This is a genomic window from Sinorhizobium sp. 22678 (genome assembly GCF_052044265.1).
Taxonomy (GTDB): domain Bacteria; phylum Pseudomonadota; class Alphaproteobacteria; order Rhizobiales; family Rhizobiaceae; genus Sinorhizobium; species Sinorhizobium meliloti_A.
In genome coordinates, this window is the sequence record NZ_JBQEMS010000001.1 from 518,387 (window position 1) to 542,347 (window position 23,961).

The 23,961-nt window shown below is 63.3% G+C and carries 25 protein-coding genes; 11 read left to right on the top strand and 14 right to left on the bottom strand.

Features of this window, described 5'->3' with window-relative positions; translation table 11 throughout:
- Positions 1-21 precede the first annotated feature (21 nt).
- Positions 22-1,044: a zinc-dependent alcohol dehydrogenase family protein gene (locus ACTJKL_RS02650; protein WP_440852097.1), complete on the bottom strand. Its 1,023-nt coding sequence runs from the start codon at positions 1,042-1,044 to the stop codon at positions 22-24.
- A gap of 104 nt (positions 1,045-1,148) precedes the next feature.
- Between ACTJKL_RS02650 and ACTJKL_RS02655 the strand changes: the two genes are divergently transcribed.
- Together ACTJKL_RS02655 and cyaC are read left to right on the top strand one after the other, a co-directional pair.
- Positions 1,149-2,048 (top strand): LysR family transcriptional regulator, encoded by a 900-nt coding sequence (locus ACTJKL_RS02655; RefSeq protein ID WP_440852098.1) that lies wholly within the window; start codon positions 1,149-1,151, stop codon positions 2,046-2,048.
- 148 nt (positions 2,049-2,196) lie between these two features.
- Positions 2,197-3,870, top strand: a complete 1,674-nt coding sequence (gene cyaC, locus ACTJKL_RS02660; RefSeq protein WP_440852099.1) for an adenylate cyclase CyaC — start codon at positions 2,197-2,199, stop codon at positions 3,868-3,870.
- Between the two features lies 1 nt (position 3,871).
- On the opposite strand, the gene rutR is transcribed toward cyaC, so the two are convergent.
- A complete protein-coding gene (gene rutR, locus ACTJKL_RS02665) occupies positions 3,872-4,513 on the bottom strand; it encodes an HTH-type transcriptional regulator RutR (protein WP_003525590.1) in 642 nt (213 codons plus the stop codon).
- Positions 4,514-4,789: 276 nt separating this feature from the next.
- On the opposite strand from rutR, the gene ACTJKL_RS02670 reads away from it, so the two are divergent.
- A complete protein-coding gene (locus tag ACTJKL_RS02670) occupies positions 4,790-6,040 on the top strand; it encodes a Zn-dependent hydrolase (protein WP_100671893.1) in 1,251 nt (416 codons plus the stop codon).
- A gap of 80 nt (positions 6,041-6,120) precedes the next feature.
- On the top strand, positions 6,121-7,575 hold the full coding sequence (gene hydA, locus ACTJKL_RS02675; RefSeq protein WP_440852100.1) for a dihydropyrimidinase: 1,455 nt from the start codon (positions 6,121-6,123) through the stop codon (positions 7,573-7,575).
- 66 nt (positions 7,576-7,641) lie between these two features.
- Here hydA and ACTJKL_RS02680 read toward each other — a convergent pair whose 3' ends face one another.
- Complete coding sequence (locus ACTJKL_RS02680) at positions 7,642-8,055, bottom strand: cupin domain-containing protein (RefSeq protein ID WP_018095740.1); 414 nt, start codon at positions 8,053-8,055, stop codon at positions 7,642-7,644.
- A 121-nt stretch (positions 8,056-8,176) separates the two neighbouring features.
- Here ACTJKL_RS02680 and ACTJKL_RS02685 point away from each other — a divergent pair, with 121 nt between their 5' ends.
- The 7 genes from ACTJKL_RS02685 to ACTJKL_RS02715 all read left to right on the top strand — a co-directional run bounded on the left by ACTJKL_RS02685 (position 8,177) and on the right by ACTJKL_RS02715 (position 17,287).
- Positions 8,177-8,968, top strand: a complete 792-nt coding sequence (locus ACTJKL_RS02685; protein WP_379942991.1) for an ABC transporter ATP-binding protein — start codon at positions 8,177-8,179, stop codon at positions 8,966-8,968.
- A 112-nt stretch (positions 8,969-9,080) separates the two neighbouring features.
- Positions 9,081-9,239 carry a hypothetical protein gene (locus tag ACTJKL_RS02690; RefSeq protein ID WP_440852101.1) on the top strand — a complete coding sequence of 53 codons (159 nt, stop codon included), beginning with the start codon at positions 9,081-9,083 and terminating at the stop codon, positions 9,237-9,239.
- 2 nt (positions 9,240-9,241) lie between these two features.
- A complete protein-coding gene (locus ACTJKL_RS02695; protein ID WP_127710203.1) occupies positions 9,242-10,126 on the top strand; it encodes an ABC transporter permease in 885 nt (294 codons plus the stop codon).
- Positions 10,123-10,992 (top strand): ABC transporter permease, encoded by an 870-nt coding sequence (locus tag ACTJKL_RS02700; RefSeq protein WP_018095743.1) that lies wholly within the window; start codon positions 10,123-10,125, stop codon positions 10,990-10,992. Before ACTJKL_RS02695 ends, ACTJKL_RS02700 begins: the two co-directional genes overlap by 4 nt.
- A 193-nt stretch (positions 10,993-11,185) precedes the next feature.
- Positions 11,186-12,178 (top strand): ABC transporter substrate-binding protein, encoded by a 993-nt coding sequence (locus ACTJKL_RS02705; protein WP_440852102.1) that lies wholly within the window; start codon positions 11,186-11,188, stop codon positions 12,176-12,178.
- A 594-nt stretch (positions 12,179-12,772) separates the two neighbouring features.
- Positions 12,773-13,960: an efflux RND transporter periplasmic adaptor subunit gene (locus ACTJKL_RS02710; RefSeq protein ID WP_440852103.1), complete on the top strand. Its 1,188-nt coding sequence runs from the start codon at positions 12,773-12,775 to the stop codon at positions 13,958-13,960.
- 15 nt (positions 13,961-13,975) lie between these two features.
- Positions 13,976-17,287, top strand: coding sequence for an efflux RND transporter permease subunit (locus ACTJKL_RS02715; RefSeq protein WP_440852104.1), 3,312 nt, complete (start codon positions 13,976-13,978; stop codon positions 17,285-17,287).
- 27 nt (positions 17,288-17,314) lie between these two features.
- Here the strand turns inward: ACTJKL_RS02715 and ureG are convergent, their stop codons facing one another.
- From ureG to ACTJKL_RS02770, 11 genes are all read right to left on the bottom strand, one after another.
- A complete protein-coding gene (gene ureG / locus ACTJKL_RS02720; RefSeq protein WP_440852105.1) occupies positions 17,315-17,926 on the bottom strand; it encodes an urease accessory protein UreG in 612 nt (203 codons plus the stop codon).
- Positions 17,927-17,961: 35 nt separating this feature from the next.
- A complete protein-coding gene (locus ACTJKL_RS02725; protein ID WP_411921594.1) occupies positions 17,962-18,633 on the bottom strand; it encodes an urease accessory protein UreF in 672 nt (223 codons plus the stop codon).
- Positions 18,626-19,090, bottom strand: a complete 465-nt coding sequence (gene ureE / locus ACTJKL_RS02730; protein ID WP_018095749.1) for an urease accessory protein UreE — start codon at positions 19,088-19,090, stop codon at positions 18,626-18,628. Before ureE ends, ACTJKL_RS02725 begins: the two co-directional genes overlap by 8 nt.
- A 1-nt stretch (position 19,091) precedes the next feature.
- A complete protein-coding gene (locus ACTJKL_RS02735; RefSeq protein ID WP_018095750.1) occupies positions 19,092-19,448 on the bottom strand; it encodes a putative quinol monooxygenase in 357 nt (118 codons plus the stop codon).
- A 129-nt stretch (positions 19,449-19,577) separates the two neighbouring features.
- The gene (locus ACTJKL_RS02740; protein ID WP_100671901.1) at positions 19,578-20,117 is read right to left on the bottom strand and encodes a peroxiredoxin; all 540 of its coding nucleotides are present in this window, start codon (positions 20,115-20,117) and stop codon (positions 19,578-19,580) included.
- A gap of 166 nt (positions 20,118-20,283) precedes the next feature.
- On the bottom strand, positions 20,284-21,996 hold the full coding sequence (gene ureC / locus ACTJKL_RS02745; protein WP_440852106.1) for an urease subunit alpha: 1,713 nt from the start codon (positions 21,994-21,996) through the stop codon (positions 20,284-20,286).
- A gap of 3 nt (positions 21,997-21,999) precedes the next feature.
- Entirely contained in the window at positions 22,000-22,650 is a 651-nt protein-coding gene (locus tag ACTJKL_RS02750) for a Urease operon accessory protein (protein WP_440852107.1), read from the bottom strand.
- A gap of 3 nt (positions 22,651-22,653) precedes the next feature.
- Positions 22,654-23,073, bottom strand: coding sequence for a lysozyme inhibitor LprI family protein (locus ACTJKL_RS02755; protein ID WP_440852108.1), 420 nt, complete (start codon positions 23,071-23,073; stop codon positions 22,654-22,656).
- A complete protein-coding gene (locus ACTJKL_RS02760) occupies positions 23,070-23,375 on the bottom strand; it encodes an urease subunit beta (RefSeq protein ID WP_003525615.1) in 306 nt (101 codons plus the stop codon). Before ACTJKL_RS02760 ends, ACTJKL_RS02755 begins: the two co-directional genes overlap by 4 nt.
- An 11-nt stretch (positions 23,376-23,386) precedes the next feature.
- On the bottom strand, positions 23,387-23,641 hold the full coding sequence (locus ACTJKL_RS02765; RefSeq protein ID WP_100671905.1) for a DUF1272 domain-containing protein: 255 nt from the start codon (positions 23,639-23,641) through the stop codon (positions 23,387-23,389).
- 12 nt (positions 23,642-23,653) lie between these two features.
- Positions 23,654-23,956: an urease subunit gamma gene (locus tag ACTJKL_RS02770; RefSeq protein WP_100671906.1), complete on the bottom strand. Its 303-nt coding sequence runs from the start codon at positions 23,954-23,956 to the stop codon at positions 23,654-23,656.
- Positions 23,957-23,961: the final 5 nt, after the last annotated feature.

Consider the following 23,961-nt stretch of genomic DNA (forward strand, 5'->3'; position numbering starts at 1 on the left):
CCCTCCCACGTTTCTATCGCGTCAAAACTCTATCACCACCTTGCCGAATGGGCCGCGGTCGAGATGCGCGAGGGCCTCGGGGACCTCGGTGAACTTGTAACGGCTGTCGATGACGGGCTTCAGTCCAAGGCGATCGACGGCCCCGACCAGATCTTCGAGTGCTCTGCGGTGACCGACGCTGATACCCTGCACCACGGGAGACTTCAGGAGAAGCGGCCCGACCGGACCTGAGACCTCGAAGCCCTCGAGCACGCCGATCACCGAGATGCGCCCGTCCGGCGCGACTGCCTTCAGGGACTGGCCGAGCCCGGCGCCGCCGGCGATCTCCAGAATGTGGTCGGCTCCATGGTCCCCAGTCAGCGCATAGACGCGCTCCACCCAGTCCTCCTCCAGGCGATTTATGCCGTGATCGGCACCGAGCGCAAAAGCCCGATCGAGCTTTTCGCGGCTGCTCGAGGTCACGATGACCTCGGCTCCGGTCGCCTTGGCGATTTGCAGCCCGAACAGCGCAACGCCGCCGGTGCCCTGCACGACGACACGGTCGCCCGCCCGCAGATGACCCTTCTCGACAAGAGCGAACCAGGCGGTCAGGCCCGCACAGGGCAAGGTACTCGCCTCCGCCGCGTCGAGGCTCTTCGGCGCTGCGACGAACCAGCCTTCAGGGAAAACCACATACTCCGACAGGACGCCCGGATGCGCCCCTCCGAGCGTCTGATAGGCAGGCGTCCTGCCGGTGCCGGGTCGTAAGCCGTCAAGCCAACCGGGGGCGAAGGTGGAGATCACGCGATCGCCCGGCTGGAAACGCGTCACGCTCTTGCCGACGGCCTCGACCACTCCGCTCATATCCGAGGCCGGCACGAAGGGGAAAGCGAGATCGAGCCCCATGCCGGTCTCCAGTACCAGCTTGTCGCGATAGTTGAGCGATACGGCAAGCGTTCGCACGAGTATATCGTGCTCGCCGACCTGCGGCACCGGTCGTTCGGCACGCTTGAGATTGTGGGGGGCCACCGTCTGCGTGCTCCATTCCTGCATCCATTTGGACATGCTCGTTCCTTTTCATCCGTTGCGGTGAAGCGAGCATACTGTTGAACATTCGTCTTCGGTTGCGATATGATTTCCCATCATTGGTTCCCTGGAGGACGCAATTCGTGGAGCGCTTCAACGGCATTTCGGTTTTCGTGGAAGTTGCCGATGCCGGCGGCTTTTCCTCCGCCGCCGCGCGGCTCAACCTTTCGCGCTCGGCCGTGGGCAAGACGGTATCCCGGCTCGAACGACGGCTCGGCGTGCGCCTCTTCCATCGCACCACACGGACGCAGAGTCTTACCGAAGAAGGGCAGCTCTTCTACGAGAGCTGCCAAAAAGCGCTGGGCGAAATCAGAACGGCCGAAGACCTCCTCGAATCCGGGAAGCGGGAGATTCGCGGCCGCCTGCGCATCTCGATGCCGGTCCTCTTCGGCCGCCAATGCGTGGCGCCGCTGCTTCGCGACCTGTTGCGGGCGCATCCCCGTCTGGAACTCGATCTCTCCTTCAACGACCGGGTCGTCGACCTTCTCGACGAAGGCTTCGATCTCGCCATCCGCAACAGCCCGCTCGGCAACGGCTCCGGCCTGATGATGCGCACGGTGGCGGAACAGCGAATGACCGTCTGCGCCTCCCCTGCCTATCTTGAAACGCACGGCACGCCGAGAACGGTGGCCGAACTCGCAGCACATGAAGGCATCGTCTACGCCCGTGGAGGCGAGCCGCTATCCTGGTCCTTTCCGTCCGACGGCAAAGCGGCGGAAATCGTGCTGCCGCAAACGCGGCTGAGGCTCGATGATCTCGCCGCAATCGCCGATGCGGCTGCCGCCGGCCACGGCCTTGCCTGGCTGCCTTGCTGGCTGGTGCGCGAGCGCGTGCAGAAAGGCGAACTTGTTCGCGTCCTCACCGACCGGCCCGGGCTGATCTTCAAGGCGCATGCGGTCTGGCCGCGAACGCAGCACATGCTGCCGAAACTGCGGGTGGTGATCGACAAGCTCGCCGCAGGATTGCCGCGCATCATGGAGTAGCACGGCATGGGACATGCGCAGTCCGCGCAAGACCCGAAAGCGAAACAATTCGTTTAGAAAACGTAAGTTGCCGGCATCGGTGATCTGGTTAATAAGGAGGACATTGACGCGAGCCTGTTTCGAGGCCGCCAGACCCAGGCAAGATTGTTTGACGATCCTATCCGCCAGCACGCGCAAGAAGATGCACCTGATTTCAGGGGCTGTGCTCGGCGTCTTTGTGCTCCTCCATTTCTCGAACCATGCGCTCGGCCTGGTGTCGATCGGAGCCATGGAAACGGGCCGGCGGATCTTCACCTCGGTCTGGCAGAGCATCCCCGGAACGGCCCTCCTCTACGGCGCGTTGTTGCTGCATTTTCTGATGGCGCTTGACAGTCTCTACCGGCGGCAAACCTTCAGGATGCCTGTCGGCGAAGCCCTGAAGATCATCTTCGGCCTGAGCCTGCCCTTTCTGCTCATTCCTCACGTTGTCGCCGCCCGCGTGGAGCCGCTTCTTTCAGGTGTTTACCCCGACTACCCCGCAATCCTGCGCACTCTCTGGTCAAGCTCGTTCAACACCTCTCGCCAGTCGCTTGCACTCATCGTCGTCTGGGGTCACGCCTGCCTTGGCGCCTGGTTCTGGATGCGCGGCCGCGCCTGGTTTCCGAAGTACGAAACGCTGCTCTATACCGTCGCCCTGCTGGTGCCGATCTTCGCACTGCTCGGCTTCGTCAACGGCGCCCGATCGCTGGAGCGCGACTACGCCGAACATGGCGGTTATGGCGACAGGGCCTATGCCAGCCAGGCACCTCGCGTCGACCCTGCCCTCCTCGATAGGATCAGGCTGGCATTCTATGGCGGCTTCGCAAGCCTGATCGGCGGCACCCTCGTTCTGCGCGCCCTGCCGGCGCGCGGCCGTATTCGCATTCGTTATCCGGACGGCCGGGTCGCTGCCGTCAGCCTCGGCTTCAGCGTTCTGGAGGCGAGTCGGGCGGCTGGAATCCCGCATGTGTCCGTCTGCGGCGGACGCGGCCGCTGCTCGACCTGTCGCGTGCGGATAACGCAGGGGCTCGAAGGCCAACCGACGCCGGAAGCCGCAGAACTCGCGACGCTGACCCGCATCGGCGCTCCCGAGAACGTACGCCTCGCCTGCCAGTTCCGACCCGTGCACAATGTGAGCGTCGTGCCCATCCTCGACACCGACAGCATCGGGATCAAGACGCAGCTTGCCCGCCAGAACGCCGGCGGACGCGAGCGCCGCGTCGCAGTGCTCTTCTGCGACCTGCGTGATTTCACCCGCATCGCCGAACACCGGCTGCCCTACGACACGGTCTTTCTGCTCAACCGCTACTTCGAGGTCGTTGGCGAAGCCGTCGAAAGTTCCGGTGGCGTCGTCGACAAGTTCATCGGCGACGGGGCGCTCGCGATCTTCGGACTGAAGGCCCCTCTGCCGGAGGCCTGCCGCCAGGCACTGTCGGCCGCCGCCCGGTTGTCGCAAGGAATCCGGGCGCTCAACCAGACTTTCGAAGGGGAGCTCGAGCAGCCGCTGAGGCTCGCCATCGGCCTTCACGCGGGGCCGGCGATCATCGGCGAAATGGGCTACGGCCAGGCAACCTCGCTCACGGTCGTCGGCGACACGATCAACACCGCGAGCCGACTGGAAGGCCTCGCGAAGGAGCACGACGTCGAGCTTGCCGTTTCGGCCGAACTGGTCGAGCGCGCGGGTTTAAGCTTCGAGGGCCACAGACGGCTCGAAATCAGCCTGCGGGGCCGCAAGGCAACGCTTGAAACCTGGATCATCGGTGACGCCGCGCAGCTCTCCCGATCCCTGCCCACAGCCGGATAGGCTACTCCCGCACCTGCAGCCCGTCGACGAACAGCCGCTCGAGAAAGCGCGCGGCGTCCTCGAAGCGCCCTTCGCCGGCATTCTCCTGGCCGAGCACGGCGCGCACCTGAACGTCGAAGTCGGCATAATGCTGCGTCGTCGACCAGATGGCGAAGATGAGGTGATAAGGGTCGCATTTTGCGATCTTGCCGGCCTTGGCCCAGCTGCGGATAACCTCGGCCTTCTCGTCCACCAATTGCTTCAGCGGACCCTTGAGCTCGTCCACGATACGCGGGGCGCCCTGCAGGACCTCGTTGGCGAACAGCCGGCTTTCGCGCGGGAAGTCGCGCGCCATTTCGAGCTTGCGCCGGATATAGCTGCGGATCTCGGCGACCGGGTTGCCCTCGGCATCGAACGCGCGCAGAGGATCGAGCCAGGTGTCGAGAACGCGGTCTATCAGCGCGCGATGCATCGCCTCTTTGGTGCGGAAATAATAGAGCAGGTTCGGCTTCGACATGCCCGCCACGTCAGCGATCTGATCGATCGTCGACCCGCGAAAGCCGTTTGCGGAAAACACCTCCAGCGCGGCCTCGAGGATCTGCTCCTCCTTCTCCTCCTGGATGCGCGTGCGCCTCTGGGTTCTTGCCGCTCTCGGAAGTACCATCTCGTCCCCTGTCCAAGCCCCCAGCGAAAGACGTCGGCACAATTTGCCCAATATTCGGACGCGCCGATTTCTTGAGCAGTAACTCCTGTTTTTTTCTTTTTCCGGCTTGAGTGCCGCCACGGAAGTTGTAATGTTTACCAACCGGTCAAATTATCAGTCAGATTGCCGACAAAGGCAACGCCTGATCGAAGGGCATCACAACAAGGCCCCGATTCGGCCGACGGGAACATGAGGGCTATCCCGGGGAGGGACTGGCCGACAATAGAGGAGAACGCCATGGCAGCACCTGGCGAGAATAGGCGCGTCAATGCCGACCGTCTATGGGATTCGTTGATGGAAATGGCGAAGATCGGCCCCGGCGTTGCCGGCGGCAACAACCGCCAGACCTTGACGGATGCGGACGGCGAAGGTCGCCGGCTTTTCCAGTCCTGGTGCGAAGAGGCGGGGCTCTCCATGGGTGTCGACAAGATGGGCACCATGTTCCTGACCCGACCCGGTACCGATCCGGATGCGCTGCCGGTCCACATCGGCTCGCATCTCGACACACAGCCGACCGGCGGCAAGTTCGACGGGGTCCTCGGCGTCCTGAGCGGCCTCGAGGCCGTACGCACGATGAACGACCTCGGCATCAAGACGAAGCACCCGATCGTCGTGACCAACTGGACCAATGAGGAAGGCGCGCGCTTTGCGCCTGCCATGCTCGCATCCGGCGTCTTTGCCGGGGTCCACACCCTCGAATACGCGTATGCCCGCAAGGATCCCGAAGGAAAGAGCTTCGGCGACGAACTGAAGCGCATCGGCTGGCTTGGCGACGAAGAGGTCGGCGCGCGCAAGATGCACGCCTATTTCGAATACCACATCGAGCAGGGACCTATCCTAGAGGCCGAGAACAGGCAGATCGGCGTCGTCACGCACTGTCAGGGTCTTTGGTGGCTGGAGTTCACGCTGACCGGCAGGGAAGCACACACCGGCTCGACGCCGATGGACATGCGCGTCAATGCGGGCCTCGCAATGGCGCGGATCCTCGAAATGGTCCAGACCGTCGCTATGGAGAACCAGCCGGGCGCCGTCGGCGGCGTCGGCCAGATGTTCTTTTCGCCCAATTCGCGCAACGTCCTGCCGGGCCAAGTGGTGTTCACCGTCGACATCCGCTCGCCCGACCAGGCCAAACTGGACGGCATGCGCGCCCGGATCGAAGCCGAAGCGCCAAAAATCTGCGAGCGGCTCGGCGTCGGCTGTTCCATCGAGGCGGTCGGGCATTTCGATCCCGTCACCTTCGACCCTAAGCTGGTCGAGACGGTACGCGGGGCCGCCGAGAAGCTCGGCTACAGCCACATGAATCTCGTATCCGGCGCCGGACACGATGCCTGCTGGGCCGCAAAGGTCGCGCCGACCACGATGATCATGTGCCCCTGCGTCGGCGGACTCAGCCACAACGAGGCGGAGGACATCTCCAGGGAATGGGCGGCGGCCGGCGCGGACGTCCTGTTCCACGCCGTGCTCGAGACGGCGGAGATCGTGGAATGAGTTTTGCGGGCGGGACGGTGGTTCCGCCCTTTTTCGTGGTGGCCTGAGCCGCCGAAGGCACCTTCCAGGGAAACGAACCAATGAGCACTGTCATCAAGGGTGGAACCATCGTCACGGCCGACCTGACCTACAAGGCCGATTTAAAGGTGGAAGGCGGCAAGATCGTCGAAATCGGACCGAATCTCTCCGGCGCCGAGACGCTCGACGCCACCGGCTGCTACGTGATGCCGGGCGGCATCGACCCGCATACGCATCTCGAAATGCCTTTCATGGGTACCTATTCCTCCGACGATTTCGAAAGCGGGACCCGGGCGGCACTCGCCGGCGGCACCACGATGGTCGTCGATTTCGCACTCCCCTCGCCCGGCCAGTCGCTGCTTGAGGCGCTCACCATGTGGGACAACAAGTCGACGCGCGCCAACTGCGACTATTCCTTCCACATCGCGATCACCTGGTGGGGCGAGCAGGTCTTCGACGAGATGGAGACGATCGTAAAGGAAAAGGGCATCAACACCTTCAAGCACTTCATGGCCTACAAGGGCGCGCTGATGGTGGACGACGACGAGATGTTTTCCTCCTTCCAGCGCTGTGCGGCGCTCGGCGCGCTGCCGCTGGTCCACGCCGAAAACGGCGACGTGGTGGCGCAACTGCAGGCGAAGCTGCTGGCGGAAGGCAATAGCGGCCCGGAAGCACATGCCTATTCGCGGCCGGCGGAGGTCGAGGGAGAGGCCACCAACCGCGCGATCATGATCGCCGACATGGCCGGCTGTCCCGTCTACATCGTTCATACTTCGTGCGAACAGGCGCATGAAGCGATCCGGCGCGCCCGCGCCAAGGGCATGCGTGTCTTCGGCGAGCCCTTGATCCAGCACCTGACGCTCGATGAGAGCGAATATTTCGACAAGGACTGGGACCACGCCGCCCGCCGGGTTATGTCGCCGCCTTTCCGCAACAAGCTTCACCAGGACAGCCTCTGGGCGGGGCTTGCCTCCGGTTCGCTCCAGGTGGTCGCGACCGACCATTGCGCCTTCACGACCGAGCAGAAGCGCTTCGGCGTCGGCGATTTCACCAGAATCCCGAACGGCACCGGCGGACTGGAAGACCGCATGCCGATGCTCTGGACCTATGGTGTTGCGACCGGCCGCATCACCATGAACGAATTCGTGGCGGTAACCTCCACCAATATCGCCAAGATCCTGAATATCTATCCCAGGAAGGGCGCGATCCTCGTCGGCGCCGATGCGGACCTCGTCGTCTGGGACCCCAAGCGCTCCAAGACGATTTCGGCGAAGACGCAGCAATCGGCGATCGATTACAACGTCTTCGAGGGCAAGACGGTCACCGGTCTTCCGCGTTTCACGCTGACGCGCGGCGTGGTTTCGATCGAGGACGGAACCGTGAAGACCCGGGAGGGCCACGGCGAATTCGTCCGGCGTGATCCCTTCCCGGCGGTCAGCACCGCGCTTTCCACCTGGAAGGAAGTGACGGCGCCACGGGCGGTGCAGCGCAGCGGCATTCCCGCAAGCGGCGTCTGAGAGATGCCGCAACCTTATCGCATGCGAGAAACGGCGATCGCGCTGCTGACTTTTCCCGGAATTGATCTAGGCGGGCACGAGCCCGTCGAGCTCGGGCAGCAGCACGACGCTCTCGTTTCCTTTCGGATCCGTCCGGGCGATCACCGCCGTGCAAGGGGCGTGCGAGAGGTTCGCCGGCAGGTGCGGCACGCCGGCGGGAATGTAGAGCATATCTCCGGCCCTGGTGATCACGTGTTCTTCGAGCCGCTCGCCGAACCAGGTATGCGCTTCGCCGGAGAGCACGTAGATCGCCGTTTCATGGGTCTCGTGAAGATGCGCCTTGGCGCGCGCACCGGGCGGCATGGTCACGAGATGCATGCAGATGCCGGTGGAGCCGACCGTTTCCGCGGCGATACCCTCGAAATAATCGAGCCCCTGCTTGCCGGCAAAGGCACCGCCCGGGCGAACCACGCGACAGCCAGGATTGGGTGATCGAGACATGACCGTCCTCCAGAATACGCTGAAAAACCAGCAGCAGGCGACCTCGCCGGCAAATCCGCCATTGCATGTTGCGGGTCCGGATAGCAGTCTGACACAGGCAGTCGATAATGAGAATCCGTCCATGACACCCAATCCCGCCTCCGTGGTCTCGGCCCGGAACCTCGGCCTGACGTTCGAGACCAGCGACGGTCCCGTCAATGCACTCACCGGCGTGAATCTCGACGTGGTCAAGGGCGACTTCGTCTCCTTCATCGGCCCATCCGGCTGCGGCAAGACGACGTTTCTGCGCGTCATCGCCGATCTCGAAAAGGCGACGGCCGGCACCATTTCCGTCAACGGCATGACGCCGGAGGAGGCCCGCCGGCAGCGCGCCTATGGCTATGTCTTCCAAGCGGCCGCCCTTTATCCCTGGCGTACGATCGAAAAAAACATCGCGCTTCCGCTGGAGATCATGGGCTACTCCAGCGAGGACCGGAAGGCGCGGATCGAGCGGACGCTGGAACTCGTCAACCTCTCGGGCTTCGGAAAGAAATATCCCTGGCAGCTTTCCGGCGGCATGCAGCAGCGCGCGTCGATTGCCCGGGCGCTGGCCTTCGATGCCGATCTCCTGCTGATGGACGAGCCCTTCGGGGCGCTCGACGAGATCGTCCGCGACCATTTGAACGAACAACTCCTCAAACTCTGGGCGCGCACCAACAAGACCATCTGTTTCGTCACCCACTCCATTCCGGAGGCGGTCTACCTCTCGACCAAGATCATCGTCATGAGCCCCCGCCCGGGCCGCGTCACGGACGTCATCGAATCGACGCTGCCGAGGGAACGGCCGCTCGGGATTCGGGAAACGCCGGAATTCCTCGAGATCGCGCATCGCGTGCGCGAGGGCTTGAGAGCGGGGCACAGCTATGACGAGTAGCCGCCGGCCGGAGATGACCCCTCCCCAACCCCTCCCCACAAGGGGGAGGTGCTTAGCGGCGTCTGCCGCAACCGGTGCGGCAGGGTCGCCCCTCCCCCTTGTGGGGAGGGTGGTGAGCGAAGCGAACCGGGAGGGGTTTTCGGCATATTCGAACATCGACCCGAAGACCGGAAAACGCGCGAAGAAGCTGCGCACGGAAATGACCAAAGCCGAAGCGGCGATGTGGAACATGCTGCGCGACCTGCGTCCGACGACTGGCGGGAGAGCGTGACCATGCGCGAGGAGAGCTTCCTTAAGGACAAACTGCTTCCCGTCTCCACGGTCGTTTTCCTGTTGATCGCCGGCTGGTACGTCGCAGCGGTTTTCCTGAACGCACCTTTCGAAAGAGATACCGCCGCGCGTGCCGGCACCGAGATCGGCTTTTCCGAAATCCTCCGCAATACCATGGCCCAGGAACGCCCGGTGCTGCCCGCTCCGCATCAGGTGGTCGCCGAAATCTGGGATACGACTGCCAATAAGGCCATCACCTCGAAGCGCAGCCTCGTCTATCATGCCTGGATCACGCTTTCGGCCACTTTGCTCGGCTTCGGCATCGGCACGGTGCTCGGGGTGCTGCTGGCTGTCGGTATCGTCCACAACCGCGCAATGGACCGATCGCTCATGCCCTGGGTGATCGCCAGTCAGACCATCCCGATCCTGGCGATCGCGCCGATGATCATCGTCGTGCTCAACGCCATCGGGATTTCCGGCCTGCTTCCGAAGGCGCTGATTTCCACCTATCTTTCGTTCTTCCCGGTGGTCGTCGGCATGGTGAAGGGACTGCGCAGCCCCGAAACGATCCAGCTCGACCTGATGCACACCTATAACGCCTCGCCCGCCCAGACCTTCTGGAAGCTGCGCTGGCCCTCGTCCATGCCCTATCTCTTCACCTCGCTGAAGGTTGCCGTCGCGATCTCGCTCGTCGGCGCCATCGTCGGCGAGCTGCCGACCGGCGCGGTCGCCGGGCTCGGCGCACGCCTGCTCGCCGGGTCCTATTACGGACAGACCGTACAGATCTGGGCGGCGCTGTTCATGGCTGCGGCACTCGCCGCGGTCCTCGTCATGATCGTCGGCCTGGCGCATACGGCCGTCCTGAAGCGCATGGGGGCAAAACCATGAGTATTGCCGCTCTCGCCGGCGCCATCCTCTTCTGGCTCGCTGCCTGGGCCTTCAACGAATGGCTGGTCCGGCAGCAGTTCGCAAGCGACGCCGCAAACAATGCGGCACGACTTGCCGTGCCTCTCCTCTTCGGCATCACCATACTCGTCCTCTGGGAAGGCATAGTCCGCGGCTTCGCCGTCCCATCGGTGCTGTTGCCGGCGCCGTCGATGATCTGGCAGCGGCTGATCAACTCGCTGCCGACACTCGCGGCCGATTTCCGGCAGACCTTCCTGAAGTCCGTGCTGACCGGCTACGCGCTCGGCTGCGGCCTCGGCTTCGTCGTCGCAATCCTCATCGACCGTTCGCCCTTCCTGCAGAAAGGGCTGCTGCCGCTCGGCAATTTCGTCTCCGCCCTCCCCGTCATCGGCGTGGCCCCGATCATGGTCATGTGGTTCGGCTTCGACTGGCAGTCGAAAGTGGCGGTCGTCGTCATCATGACCTTCTTCCCGATGCTGGTGAACACGGTTTCGGGCCTTGCAGCCGCCAGCCACATGGAGCGCGATCTGATGCGCACCTATGCCGCATCCTGGTGGCAGACACTCGTCAAGCTCCGCTTGCCGGCCGCCTGGCCTTTTATTTTCAACGCTCTCAAGATTAACTCCACGCTGGCGCTGATCGGCGCGATCGTGGCCGAATTCTTCGGAACGCCCATTGTCGGCATGGGTTTCCGGATCTCCACGGAAGTGGGCCGCATGAACGTCGACATGGTCTGGGCCGAAATCGCCGTGGCGGCGGTGGCTGGCTCCGTCTTCTACGGGGTGGTCGCGCTCATCGAGCGCGCGGTCACGTTCTGGCATCCGTCCATCCGCAGTGGGCGAGCCTAGAGCACTTCCAGGAAAAGTGTGTAACGGTTTTCCGTCCGGAAGTGCGTTGGACCAAAGGTTTGGAGCATTTCAGTGTTTCATGAACATTGAAATGCTCCAGGGCACTTCCGGGAAAATGCGTAATGGCCTTCCCGGCCGAAATGCGTAGTTTCAAAGTGTTAGAACGACAAGGCAACGATAAGAGGGAACTGAAATGAACAAGAAACTTGGAATTCTGCTGGCAGCGAGCGTCTTTTCGCTTGCCGCTTTCCACGCCAATGCCGCCGAAAAGGTCACGCTGCAGCTGAAGTGGGTGACCCAGGCGCAGTTCGCCGGCTACTACGTGGCGAAGGACAAGGGCTTTTACGAGGAAGAGGGCCTCGACGTCGAAATCAAGCCCGGCGGACCGGATATCGCTCCGGCGCAGGTGATCGCCGGCGGCGGCGCCGACGTCATCGTCGACTGGATGCCATCCGCCCTCGCCACGCGCGAAAAGGGCGTGCCGCTCGTCAATATCGCCCAGCCCTTCAAGACATCGGGCATGATGCTCACCTGTCTGAAGGAATCCGGGGTGAAGGGTCCCGAAGACTTCAAGGGCAAGACCCTCGGCGTTTGGTTCTTCGGCAACGAATATCCGTTCCTCTCCTGGATGTCGCATCTGAAGATCCCGACGGATGGCGGACCGGATGGCGTGACCGTGCTGAAGCAGGGGTTCAACGTCGATCCGCTGATTCAGAAGCAGGCCGCCTGCATCTCCACCATGACCTACAACGAATACTGGCAGGTCATCGATGCCGGCATCAAGCCGGAGGATCTGGTCACCTTCAAATACGAGGACCAGGGCGTCGCCACGCTCGAAGACGGCCTCTACGTGCTCGAGGACAAGCTCAAGGACGAGGCCTTCAAGGGCAAGATGGTGAAGTTCGTCCGCGCCTCGATGAAGGGCTGGAAATATGCCGAGGAGAATCCGGACGAGGCGGCCGATATCGTGCTCGAGAACGACTCGACCGGCGCGCAGACGGAAAAGCACCAGAAGCGCATGATGGGCGAAGTCGCCAAGCTGACTGCAGGATCCAGCGGGGCGCTCGACGAGGCGGATTACAAGCGCACCGTCCAGTCGCTGCTGGCCGGCGGCTCCGACCCGGTCATTTCCAAAGAGCCGGAAGGCGCCTGGACCCACGAGATCACGGACGCGGCGCTGAAATAAGGCGCCGCATGACGTTCAGGAGCGCGTGGGTCTCGCCGCGCGCTCCTTATGCGGAGGCGTGCCGCTTGCCGCGAACTCGCACCCGTGGTCAAAGGTCGCAGCGTTACTCCTCGGAGAAGCGCACCGACCAGCGCCCGCCCGCGCCACAAAGGCTCGCTTCCAATGGCTTGGCGTGGCGGGTCCGCTGTCGAACGGCGAAAATCGCTCACCACGCTGTGGTTGTTAAGACTACCTTCAGGTTGCACCCGTATTGCATCCGAAGACGCATGACAGTAGAAATAGTGAGGCACCATTGCTTCGCTGCTCTTGTAAGCATTTGCTCCGGCGACTACATAGGCCGGAACGTTTGACTGGAGGGCAAGCGAATGGAGGAATCTTTATTTCTTTAGGATTGCCCATCAGGGAATTTTCTTCCCATCCGGTGCCTGTGGCTTGAAACCGCTGCCCGGGCAGCGATTCAAAATGCTGCAGCGGTCCTTGCGCGTCCGAAAAGACGCGCGGCGCTGTAGGTGAAATAGCGTGAATGCGGCCGGATATTCGCCCCTGCGCGGGCGTGATCGGGCATGTGTGCTTCAGCTTCGGGAAAACAGGCCTATGGCTCAGAAACTCCTGCCTCTCATCGGCGCTTGTGCAGCGATGCTCCTGTCCGCGCTTGTGAGCGCTTCGGCCGAAGAGGCCGTCAAGCCGCCGCAAAAACAGGCGCCGCCCTCCATCGTCGTGACCGAAGCGACGAAGCGTGCGATCACCGACCGCGTCATCGCCACCGGTTCCATCGAGGCGGTGGAGGAGATCTATGTCTCTCCCCTGGTGGATGGCCTCGCCATACGGTCGCTCAATGTCGACGTCGGTGACCGGGTGGAAAAAGGCAGCACGCTGGCCACCCTCAACCAGGACGCCCTGCTTCTGCAAAGAAGTCAGCTCGAAGCCAACCTCGCCAAGGCCGAGGCATCGCTCGCCCAGTTGCACGCCCAGCTTGCCGAAGTGACGGCCAATTCGGAAGAGGCGACGCGTGTCGCGAACCGTGCTGTGCAGCTGTCGGAAAACGGTACCGTCTCGACTGCCGAGGCCGACCGCTTGAAAGCGCTTGCCGCAGCGGGCCGCGCACGCGTCCGCTCGGCGGAGCAGTCGGTGAGCGTCGCAACGGCAGATATCAAGGTGGTGCAGGCCCAGATTGACGACGTCGACCTGCGTCTCGCGCGGACCGCCGTGAAGGCGCCGGTCAGGGGCGTCGTCTCGCGAAAGAACGCCAAGGTCGGTGCGATCGCCAGCGGCAGCGGCGAGCCGCTGTTCGCGATCATTCGCGACGGCGAAATCGAGATGTGGGCCGATGTCGCCGAGTCCGATGTGATCAAGCTTGCCGTGGGGCAGACCGCAACAGTCAAGCTTGCCGGCAGCACCACCACGATCGAGGGGAAGATCCGCCTGATCGCCCCTACGGTCGACCCGCAGACGCGCCTCGGCACGGTGCGTATCAGCCTGACCGACGCGTCCAAGGCGCGCGCGGGCATGTATGCCAGCGCCGTGATCGTGGCGGAGCAGAAAGAAACGGTGGTTTTGCCGCAAACGGCCGTTACATCGGAAGACGGCAAATCCATCGTCCGCAAGGTAGAAGACGGCGTCGTGCGCCTGGTACCTGTCGAAACGGGCATCCAGGACGGACAATTCATCGAGATACTCTCCGGCATCGAACCGGGTGAACAGGCGGTGGCGAAGGCCGGTGCCTATGTGCGCGATGGCGACCGCATCAATCCGGTCGAATCCGCCGAGCCGGCAACCAACTGACGGGAACATGAGACCATGAATTTCTCCGCCTGGTCTATCCGCAATCCGGTCGCGCCCATCCTGGCGTTTTTCGTGCTCGTGGTGCTCGGGTGGCAGTCGTTCAATTCGCTGCCCATCACCCGCTTCCCGAACATCGACGTGCCGATCGTTTCGATCGCCGTCACGCAGAGCGGTGCGGCGCCCGCCGAACTGGAAACCCAGGTCACCAAGGAGATCGAGGACGCGGTCGCCGGCGTCTCCGGCGTCGACCATATCGAGTCGACGATCACCGACGGCATTTCGACGACCGCCGTCATCTTTCGCATGGAAGTCCCGACGACGCAGGCCGTGCAGGATGTCAAGGATGCCATCGACCGCATCCGCAGCGATCTGCCGACCTCGATCGAAGAGCCGATCGTTTCCAAGGTCGACGTGGAGGGCCAGGCGATCCAGACATTTTCCGTCTCGTCGCCGGGCATGACGCTGGAAGAGCTCTCCTGGTTCGTCGACGACACGATCAAGCGCGCGATCCAGGGCCAGACCGGCATCGGCCGTGTCGACCGTTACGGCGGCTCCGACCGCGAAGTCCGGGTCGAGCTCGATGAGGACCGCCTGAATTCCTTTGGCATCAGCGCCGCCGACGTCAACGCCCAACTTCGCCGGATGAACATGGACCTCGGTTCCGGCCGGGGCCAGGTCGGCGGCAGCGAACAGGCGATCCGCACATTGGGCGACACGCGCGACGTAACGGCGCTGGCGAGTACGATGATCTCGCTGCCGAACGGCCGCTTCGTCCGTCTGTCGGAACTCGGCAATGTCATCGACACCTATGAGGAGCCGAAGTCGTTCTCCCGCTTCAACGGGCAGCCGGGCGTCACCTTCGCCGTGTTCCGCGCCAAGGGGGCGAGCGAAGTCTCGGTCGCGGAAACCGTCGGCAAGACGCTCGATGAAATCCGGGCAAAGCACCCGGACGTCTCCATCGAGATGGTGGACGATTCGGTCTACTTCACCTACGGCAATTACGAGGCGGCGATTCATACGCTGATCGAGGGCGCGCTGCTCGCCGTCATCGTCGTGATGCTGTTCCTGCGCAATTGGCGCGCGACCTTGATTTCGGCGGTCGCACTGCCGCTCTCGGCGATCCCCACCTTCTGGGTGATGGAACTGCTCGGTTTCTCGCTGAACCTCGTCAGCTTCCTGGCGATGACGCTCGCGACGGGTATTCTCGTCGACGATGCGATCGTGGAGATCGAGAACATCGAGCGTCATATCCGGATGGGCAAGTCGCCTTACCGCGCAGCGATCGAGGCTGCGGACGAAATCGGCCTTGCGGTGATCGCCACCACCTTCACGATCATCGCCGTCTTCGTGCCCGTATCCTTCATGCCGGGCATTCCGGGACAATACTTCATCCAGTTCGGCCTGACGGTCGCCGTCTCGGTGTTCTTCTCGCTCCTGGTCGCCCGCCTGATCACGCCGGTCATGGCGGCCTATCTGATGAAGCCTTCGGATGCCGGCGGGCATCATGATGATGAAGGCTTCATGATGCGCCAGTACACGCGCCTCGTACGCTTCACCACGAAACGCTGGTACACGCGCTACTCCACGCTGCTCGTCGCCATCCTGCTCTCGGTCGGTTCGGTGGTCGCGCTGCTCGTCTTCGTCCCGGGCAGCTTCCTGCCGCCGGAAGACAGCTCGCGCGTAAGCCTGTCGATCGAACTGCCGCCGGACGCAATGCTCGCGGACACGGACCGGACCACCACCGAGATCTACAATCGCGTCAAGGATATCGACGGCGTGGAAAACGTCTTCGTGCTCGGCGGCGCCTCGCCCAAGGGCGACCTCGAGCTGCGACGCGCTGCCGTCACGGTGCTGCTAGAGAAGCTCGATCATTCGCTGATCAACAAGGTCGTCAACGACGTGATCGGCCGCACTCCGCTGATCGGCGAATACCTGCCGAAGCTGCCCCCGGCCGGGCGGATCAAGCCGCAATCCGAGATCGAGAGGGAAATCTTCGCCCGATTGCGATCGATTCCCGATGTCCGCGTCACCAAGCTCAACGATCGAGGCGAACGTGACCTGTCGTTCAACCTGCTTTCCAACAACGAGGAGGATCTCGACAAGGCGGTCGCCACCCTGGAAGCGGATTTGCGCCGAGACCCGCTGCTTGCCAACGTCAGCCCCGAGGGCGCGCTGCCCCGACCGGAACTGCAGATCCGGCCCCGCGACGACCAGATGTCGCGCCTTGGCATTACGACGGCGCAGATCTCCGAGGTGATCCGCATCGCCACGATCGGCGATATCGACGCGCAGTTGGCGAAGATCGCGCTCGATGGGCGCCTGATCCCGATCCGGGTGCAGCTCGACCGTGATTTTCGCACCGACCTGGCGGCGATCCGCAACCTGAAGGTCCAGACGGCATCCGGAGCGACCGTGCCGCTGTCGAGCGTCGCGGACATCAACTATGCGGAAGGGCCGAGTTCGATCAAGCGCTACGACCGCTACCGCGTCGTCAAGCTCGGCGCCGATCTGCCCGCCGGCGTGGCGCTCGACACGGCATCGGCCCGCTTCAGGGAAATCGCCGCCGACGCCGATCTGCCTGCGACGGTCCAGTTCCTCGAAAGCGGCGACGCCGAGGTGCAGGCCGAGATGCAGGAGAGCTTCGGCAACGCCATGCTGCTGGGTCTGATGATGGTTCTGGTCGTACTCATTCTCCTGTTCAAGGATGTAATACAGCCTTTCACCATCCTGTTCTCGCTGCCGCTCGCGATCGGCGGCGTGGCAGCCGCCTTGATCCTCACTCAGAACGCGCTGTCCATGCCGGTGCTGATCGGTATCCTGATGCTGATGGGCATCGTCACCAAGAACGCAATCCTGCTCGTCGACTTCGGTATCGAGATGATGCATCACGGCATGGACCGGACGCTTGCCATGATCGAGGCGGGACGGAAGCGGGCTCGTCCGATCGTCATGACCTCGATCGCCATGTCCGCGGGCATGCTGCCCTCGGCCCTGGGCGTCGGCGAAGGCGGTTCCTTCCGTGCACCGATGGCGATCGCCGTCATTGGAGGCATCATCGTCTCGACCGTCCTGAGCCTCGTCGTGGTTCCGTCCTTCTTCCTGATCATGGACGACCTGTCGCGTCTCCTCGCCTGGGCTTTCGGCCGCTTCATCGGCAAGAAGGACGAGGAAGAACTGCCGCTCGACCAGGAGGCGCTGAGCAAGCTTGCCGCCGAACAGGGCAGCACGATCGAGAGCCTCGAAGAGCGCATCAAGGCGCTTGAAGACGAGAAGCGCCGCAAGTCCGACGGCAAGGTCATCAGCCATCCGGCGCTGGCCGCGGAATAGGACGAGAGCTGCGCCGGGGTGCTCTCTTCAGAGTCCCCCGTTCACCGTCAGGAATTCGACGATCCGCTCCACCCCGTCGCCGCGTTTCATATCCGAGAACACGAACGGCTTTTCGGCTCGCATCCGTGCCGCATCGCGTTCCATGACCCCAAGGTCGGCACCGACGTAAGGGGCGAGATCCTTCTTGTTGATCACCAGCAGATCGGACCTGGTGATCCCCGGCCCGCCCTTGCGCGGAATTTCTTCGCCCTGGCAGACCGAGATCACGTAGATCGTAAGATCAGCGAGATCGGGCGAGAAGGTCGCTGCCAGATTGTCCCCTCCCGACTCGATGAAGACGACATCGAGATCGGGAATGCGGCGGTTGAGATCGGCAATCGCCTGAAGATTGATCGACGCATCCTCGCGGATCGCCGTATGGGGGCATCCGCCCGTCTCGACTCCGACGATCCGCTCCGAAGGCAAGGCCTGCATACGCACCAGCGCTTCGGCGTCTTCCTTGGTATAGATGTCGTTCGTGACCACCGCGACGGAATACTTCTCCCGCATGGCCTTGCAGAGCTTGTCGGTAAGTGCCGTCTTTCCGGACCCGACCGGGCCGCCGATACCGATGCGCAGAGGACCGTTTTTCGATGGCATCTCTTCTATCCTTTCGAAGTCCGTCCATCGTTCCGTTAAGTGCGGAACAATCGTGAATGCAAGATCTCGTGTCGCAGCGAGGCAATGTCGGCGGTGATCGTCGCGGCGCCAAGATCATCGAGCGAGGCGCGCGCGGCGCGCGCTGCCGCCGCCCCTATCGTCTCCTCCATACGCGCAAGCATGCCGACCCCGTCGCGCTGGCCGGTAACGCCGCAGCGGATAGCCACCGACACCGCGTTCGATATGGTGGCGTTGAGAAAGGCGGCGAGCGCCGCTTCGAGGCCGGTACAGTGCGCTCCGGCGACCGCGCCGACCGCCACCGGGTAGGCGGCTCTCCCGCCGGGGAATTTAAGCGCCGCGTGCGGCCAGTGGCCGGCGGCGGCCAGGAACGCCTCGCCGAGGAGCATGGTTTCCATGTGCCGCTCGCGCGATCCGGCAAGCGCCTCGGCCAGTTCCGATGCCGCAATCAACCGCGCGGCATCGTCAAATGCACGGTAACCTTCCGCCAGAAGCAGCGCGTCGTTCCACGTCGTGCCGTGATCCAGGAGCGTTTCGCACCAGAGCCGCAAATCGTCGGCACCGGTGACAAGCCCGTCATGAATCGCTTGCTCCAGACCGCCGGAATAGGAGAAGGAGCCGACCGGAAAGGCGGGCGAGAGCCAGGTGACGAGACGCAGGAGCGACTGCGTATCGGCATTCTCAGCCATGACGGTGGTGATCGCCGTGACCGTGCTGGTGATAGGCGCCGTGCAGGGGATGAAAGGGCTCGATCACGTCATCGACGGTGGCGCCCAGGCCCTCCAGCATGGCGCGAATGACCGGGTCGCGGGCTATCAGAATCCGTCCCTCTTCCACCGCCGCCGGCAGGTGCCGGTTGCCGAGATGCCAGGCAAGCTCTATCAGATGCAGCGCGTTTCGCGCGCGGATGTCGTAAAGCGCCTCCGCTGCCGCCTTCACCTCGATATGGCCGCCTCCCTCGAGCACCAGGAGATCGCCATCGGCGAGCATCACGGGCTCCTTGAGATCCAGCATCACCACATCGTCGTTGTCGAGGTGCAGGAGCTTGCGGCGCAGATGGCGCTGCTCATGCGTCAGGGTCAGGCGATGGAGCGGCGCCCTCTCGCCCGGACCGGGCGAACGAACTTCGGTCGAGCGATAGGGCACGTCAGACCACCTCGATCTTTTCCGGATGCACGATCTCGACGCGGGCGCTCGCCAGCAGGCTTGCCGCCGCCGTCTGAAAGGCCTTCAGATGCGGTTCGGCGAAATGGGCATCGATAGCTGCCCTGTCCTTCCATGTTTCCACGAACACCAGCGCATCGGGATCCGTGGGCTTGCGATAGAGCTCATAGCTGACGCAACCGGCCTCTTTCAGCGTCGCCTGGATCAGCGGCTTCGTCAGCGCCACGATCTCGTCGCCCTTGCCCGCATGCGCCGTCAGATATGCGATAATGTAAACCATGAATTTCTGCATTCCCCTTGCCGGTGAAAGAGGAAACGTGCGCGGTTCGCGCCCCCACATCCGCTTCCTCTTGGAAGTCTTCACTGTAGCAAGAAAAAGCCCCGGCACCAGCAAGAAGGCGAAAATCCCGTGGATTTTCAGGAACCTGCTTGCGGCAGCCGGGGCTTTATCGATTCGGGAGAATCGGGATCAGGCGGCGAGCTTCTTGGATTTCAGCGCCGCGAGAATGTTCTGCGGCGAGGAGACACCGTAGGGGTCGCTGTCGCAATTGTCGGAGTAGCCTTCCTCTTCGAACCACTGCTCGACAACGCCGTTGTTGACGACGGCGGCATAGCGCCAGGAGCGCATTCCGAAGCCGAGATTGTCCTTGGCGACGAGCATGCCCATCTTGCGGGTGAACTCGCCCGAACCGTCCGGAATGAGCTTGACGTTCTCGAGGCCCTGCGATTTGCCCCAGGCGTTCATCACGAAGGCGTCGTTGACGGAGACGCAGTAGATCTCGTCGATCCCGAGACCCCGGAATTCGGAGGTGAGCTTTTCGAAGTCCGGCAGCTGGTAGGTCGAGCAGGTCGGGGTGAAAGCACCCGGCAGCGAAAACAGCACGACGCGCTTGCCGGCGAAATAGTCGTCCGAGGTAACGTCCTGCCAGCGGAACGGATTGGAACCGCCGACGGACTCGTCGCGGACGCGGGTGCGGAAGGTTACAGCGGGAACTTTTCTGCCGAGCATCATCATCTCCTAAAAACTGGCTGCCGGCGGCGCAGTCTTGGGAGGACAGACGCCACGGCGAAATCGAGTGCCCTTCCTAACGAAATTTCCGCTGCAGTGCAGCATCAAAGCGACGGTTCGAGGCCTCCCGCATGGCAGCCATGCGGCCGATGCATGGCTGTTCGGCTCAGAACAGGAAATAGCGCTGCGCCATCGGCAGCACCGTCGCCGGCTCGCAGGTCAGGAGCTCGCCGTCGGCGTGGACCTCGTAGGTTTCCGGGTCTACTTCGATATGCGGCGTCAGGCTGTTGTGGATCATCGACGCCTTGCCGATGCCGCCGCGCGTGTTCTGAACGGCGACCAGCTCCTTGGCGACGCCGAGCCTGCCGGCAAGCCCGGCATCGAGCGACGCCTGCGAGACGAAGGTGACCGAGGAGTTGGTCCGGCTCTTTCCATAGGTGCCGAACATCGGCCGGTAGTGGACCGGCTGCGGCGTGGGGATGGAGGCGTTCGGGTCGCCCATGGGGGCTGCTGCGATCGTGCCGCCGAGGAGCACCATGTCGGGTTTCACGCCGAAGAAGGCCGGATTCCAGAGGACCAGATCGGCGCGCTTGCCGACCTCGAGCGAGCCGATCTCGTGGCTGAGACCGTGGGCGATCGCCGGGTTGATCGTGTATTTGGCGATATAGCGCTTGACGCGGAAATTGTCGTTGTCGCCGGTCTCCTCCTGGAGCCGTCCGCGCTGGCGCTTTATCTTGTCGGCGGTCTGCCAGGTGCGGATCGCCACCTCGCCGACGCGCCCCATCGCCTGGCTGTCGGAGGAAATGATCGAGAAGGCGCCGATATCGTGGAGGATATCCTCCGCCGCGATCGTCTCCTTGCGGATGCGGCTCTCGGCGAAGGCGATGTCTTCCGGAATGGTGGGCGACAGGTGATGGCAGACCATCAGCATGTCGAGATGTTCCGCAAGCGTGTTCACGGTATAGGGGCGCGTCGGATTGGTGGAGGACGGGATGACGTTCGGCTGGCCGCAGATCCTGATGATATCGGGCGCATGCCCGCCGCCGGCGCCTTCCGTGTGATAGGCATGGATCGTCCGGCCCTTGATCGCCGCAATCGTATCCTCGACGAATCCGCTTTCGTTGAGGGTGTCGGTGTGGATCATAACCTGCACGTCGTATTCATCGGCCACGGAGAGGCAGCAGTCGATGGCGGCCGGCGTCGTGCCCCAATCCTCGTGCAGCTTCAGCGAAGTCGCGCCGCCGAGTACCATTTCAACGAGCGCTCCAGGCAGCGACGCGTTGCCCTTGCCCGCAAAGGCGAGATTCATCGGAAACGCATCGGCCGCTTCGATCATGCGGGCGATGTGCCAGGGTCCGGGCGTGCAGGTCGTGGCGAGCGTACCGTGCGCCGGTCCCGTCCCGCCGCCGAGCATGCATGTCAGGCCGCTCATCAGCGCCTCTTCGATCTGCTGCGGGCAGATGAAGTGTATATGGCTATCCATGCCCCCGGCCGTGACGATCTTGCCCTCGCCGGCGATAACCTCCGTGCCCGGACCGACGATAATGGTGACGCCCGGCTGCGTGTCCGGATTGCCGGCCTTGCCGATTGCCGCGATCCGCCCGTCCTTCAGCCCGATATCCGCCTTCACGATTCCCCAATGATCGATGATCAGCGCATTGGTGATCACCGTGTCGACCGCGCCGCCTTCGCGCGTCACCTGGCTCTGGCCCATGCCGTCGCGGATGACCTTGCCGCCCCCGAACTTCACCTCCTCGCCATGCGTGGTGAAGTCCTTTTCGACCTCGATGAAGAGCTCGGTGTCGGCGAGGCGCACCTTGTCGCCCACGGTCGGACCGAACATGTTGGCATAGGCCGCGCGCGACATTCTGTAGGACATGGCTCAGGCTCCCTGGGGCAAATCTGAAGAGACAAATGGATGAAGCCTGCGAAGCCGCCCTTGCGCTGCGAGCGCATCGACATAGCGGCGCTCGGCGGCAAACGGGTGCCACTGCCAGCCGATATGGCCGAAGCCGGCAAGCACGACATCGTCGCCGGCTGCGGCAAAGCTCGACACGATGTCGGAAATGACCACCAAGCCGCTCGACGCCGCGACATAAGGCGACGGCGCGAAGCGGGCGAGATCGCGCTCCAGCCGGTCATGCGTCTCGGCCGCGATGACCCGGTGCTTGCGTGCCGTAGCCCGCGCGAAGCTCTCGAAGCCGGCCGTATAGTCGTCGCAGAAATCGTCGAGATCCGGATGTGTCTCGGCAAGTGCTGCCCGCATCGCGGCGAATCTGGCTCCGGCGCGGACGCTCCATAACTCGCGTGCCTGCCGGACCGGCGCGCTCGTCTTCCAGCGCCCGCCGGCAAGCATTGACAGTGCCGGGCGGCCGGTGTTGCAGACGGCGATGATATCGGTCCTGCTGCCGCCCTTCCCGACCGAGCGGCAATCGTTGAAACGGATCACCAGATCGGCTGCATCGATCGTCGCGGCAGCGCCCTCGGGCACGTCACCATTGCCAACGATCATGATGACGCGGCCGCTTCGCAATGATCAATTCCCCGAAGATTCCATGAGTTTCTTGAGCTCGGCCGTGCGCTTGCGTGTCAGCTCTGCGAGGCAACCGGAGACCAGCATGGGTTCCATCGAGCCGCCCCTCGCCTCGAACCCGGCAAGTTCGCATTGGCCGTCGCGATAACCGATCCAGGCGCGCTGGGCTTTTTTCAGTGCCTCGAGCGCTCCGACGTAAGCCGCGTCGATGCCGCCAAGCTCCTTGTCGGTCGCCTGCATGGCCGCGACCGCAAGGCGGTAGGTCTTGTTCAGCTCCGCATCCGCCGCCCGGTAGTCCTGATCGGCGCATATGTTGAGATCCATCTGGGTCACGGCCTTCCCGCAATCCGGCTCGGGCTGTTGCGCATAGGCGGAAGCCGTGCAGCACAACAACAGGCTCAAAGCAGCACCGGCCGCTCTCATAGCTTCCCCATGACCTGCTGGCGGAAGCCGAAAACCTCGCGCTTTCCCGAAAGCGGGATGAGCGTCACCTGCCGTGTCTGTCCAGGCTCGAAGCGGACGGCCGTACCCGCAGGGATGTCGAGCCGCTTGCCGCGCGCGGCGTCACGGTCGAAGATCAGGCCCGGATTGGTCTCGGCGAAGTGATAATGGCTGCCGACCTGCACCGGTCGGTCCCCGGAGTTGGCAACCTCGATGCTGACGGTTTCGAGGCCCGCATTCAACTCGATCTCACCGGCGGCGGCGATAATCTCACCTGGAATCATGCTCGTTCCCCTCAGACGGCTCGTTCGGGCGCACAGCCTTCGGGCTTCAGGACGCGCTCCGTCGATGCCGGATATTTCTTCAGCATTGCCACAGGCCGCACCGGGCGCCGGACCAGTTCGCCTCCGCAATTCGGGCAAGTCCCGCCAAGCTTCGTTTCCGCACAGCCGGCGCAAAAAGTACACTCGAAGGTGCAGATCATCGCATGGTCGCTATCGGGTGGCAGGTCTCGATTGCAGCATTCGCAGTTTGGACGCAGGCTGAGCATGGTGCCTCCTCGCTAGCGGATAGGCTCGTGGACGGTGACGAGCTTCGTCCCGTCGGGAAAAGTCGCCTCGACCTGGATGTCGTGGATCATCTCCGCAATGCCCTCCATCACCTGATCGCGGGTAAGAACATGGGCGCCTGCCTCCATCAGATCGGCGACGGAACGGCCGTCTCTCGCGCCTTCCACGACGAAGTCGGTGATGAGGGCGATAGCCTCGGGATGATTGAGCTTCACGCCCCGCTCGAGCCGCCGCCGCGCGACCATCGCCGCCATGGAAATCAACAGCTTGTCTTTTTCGCGCGGAGTGAGATTCATGCGTC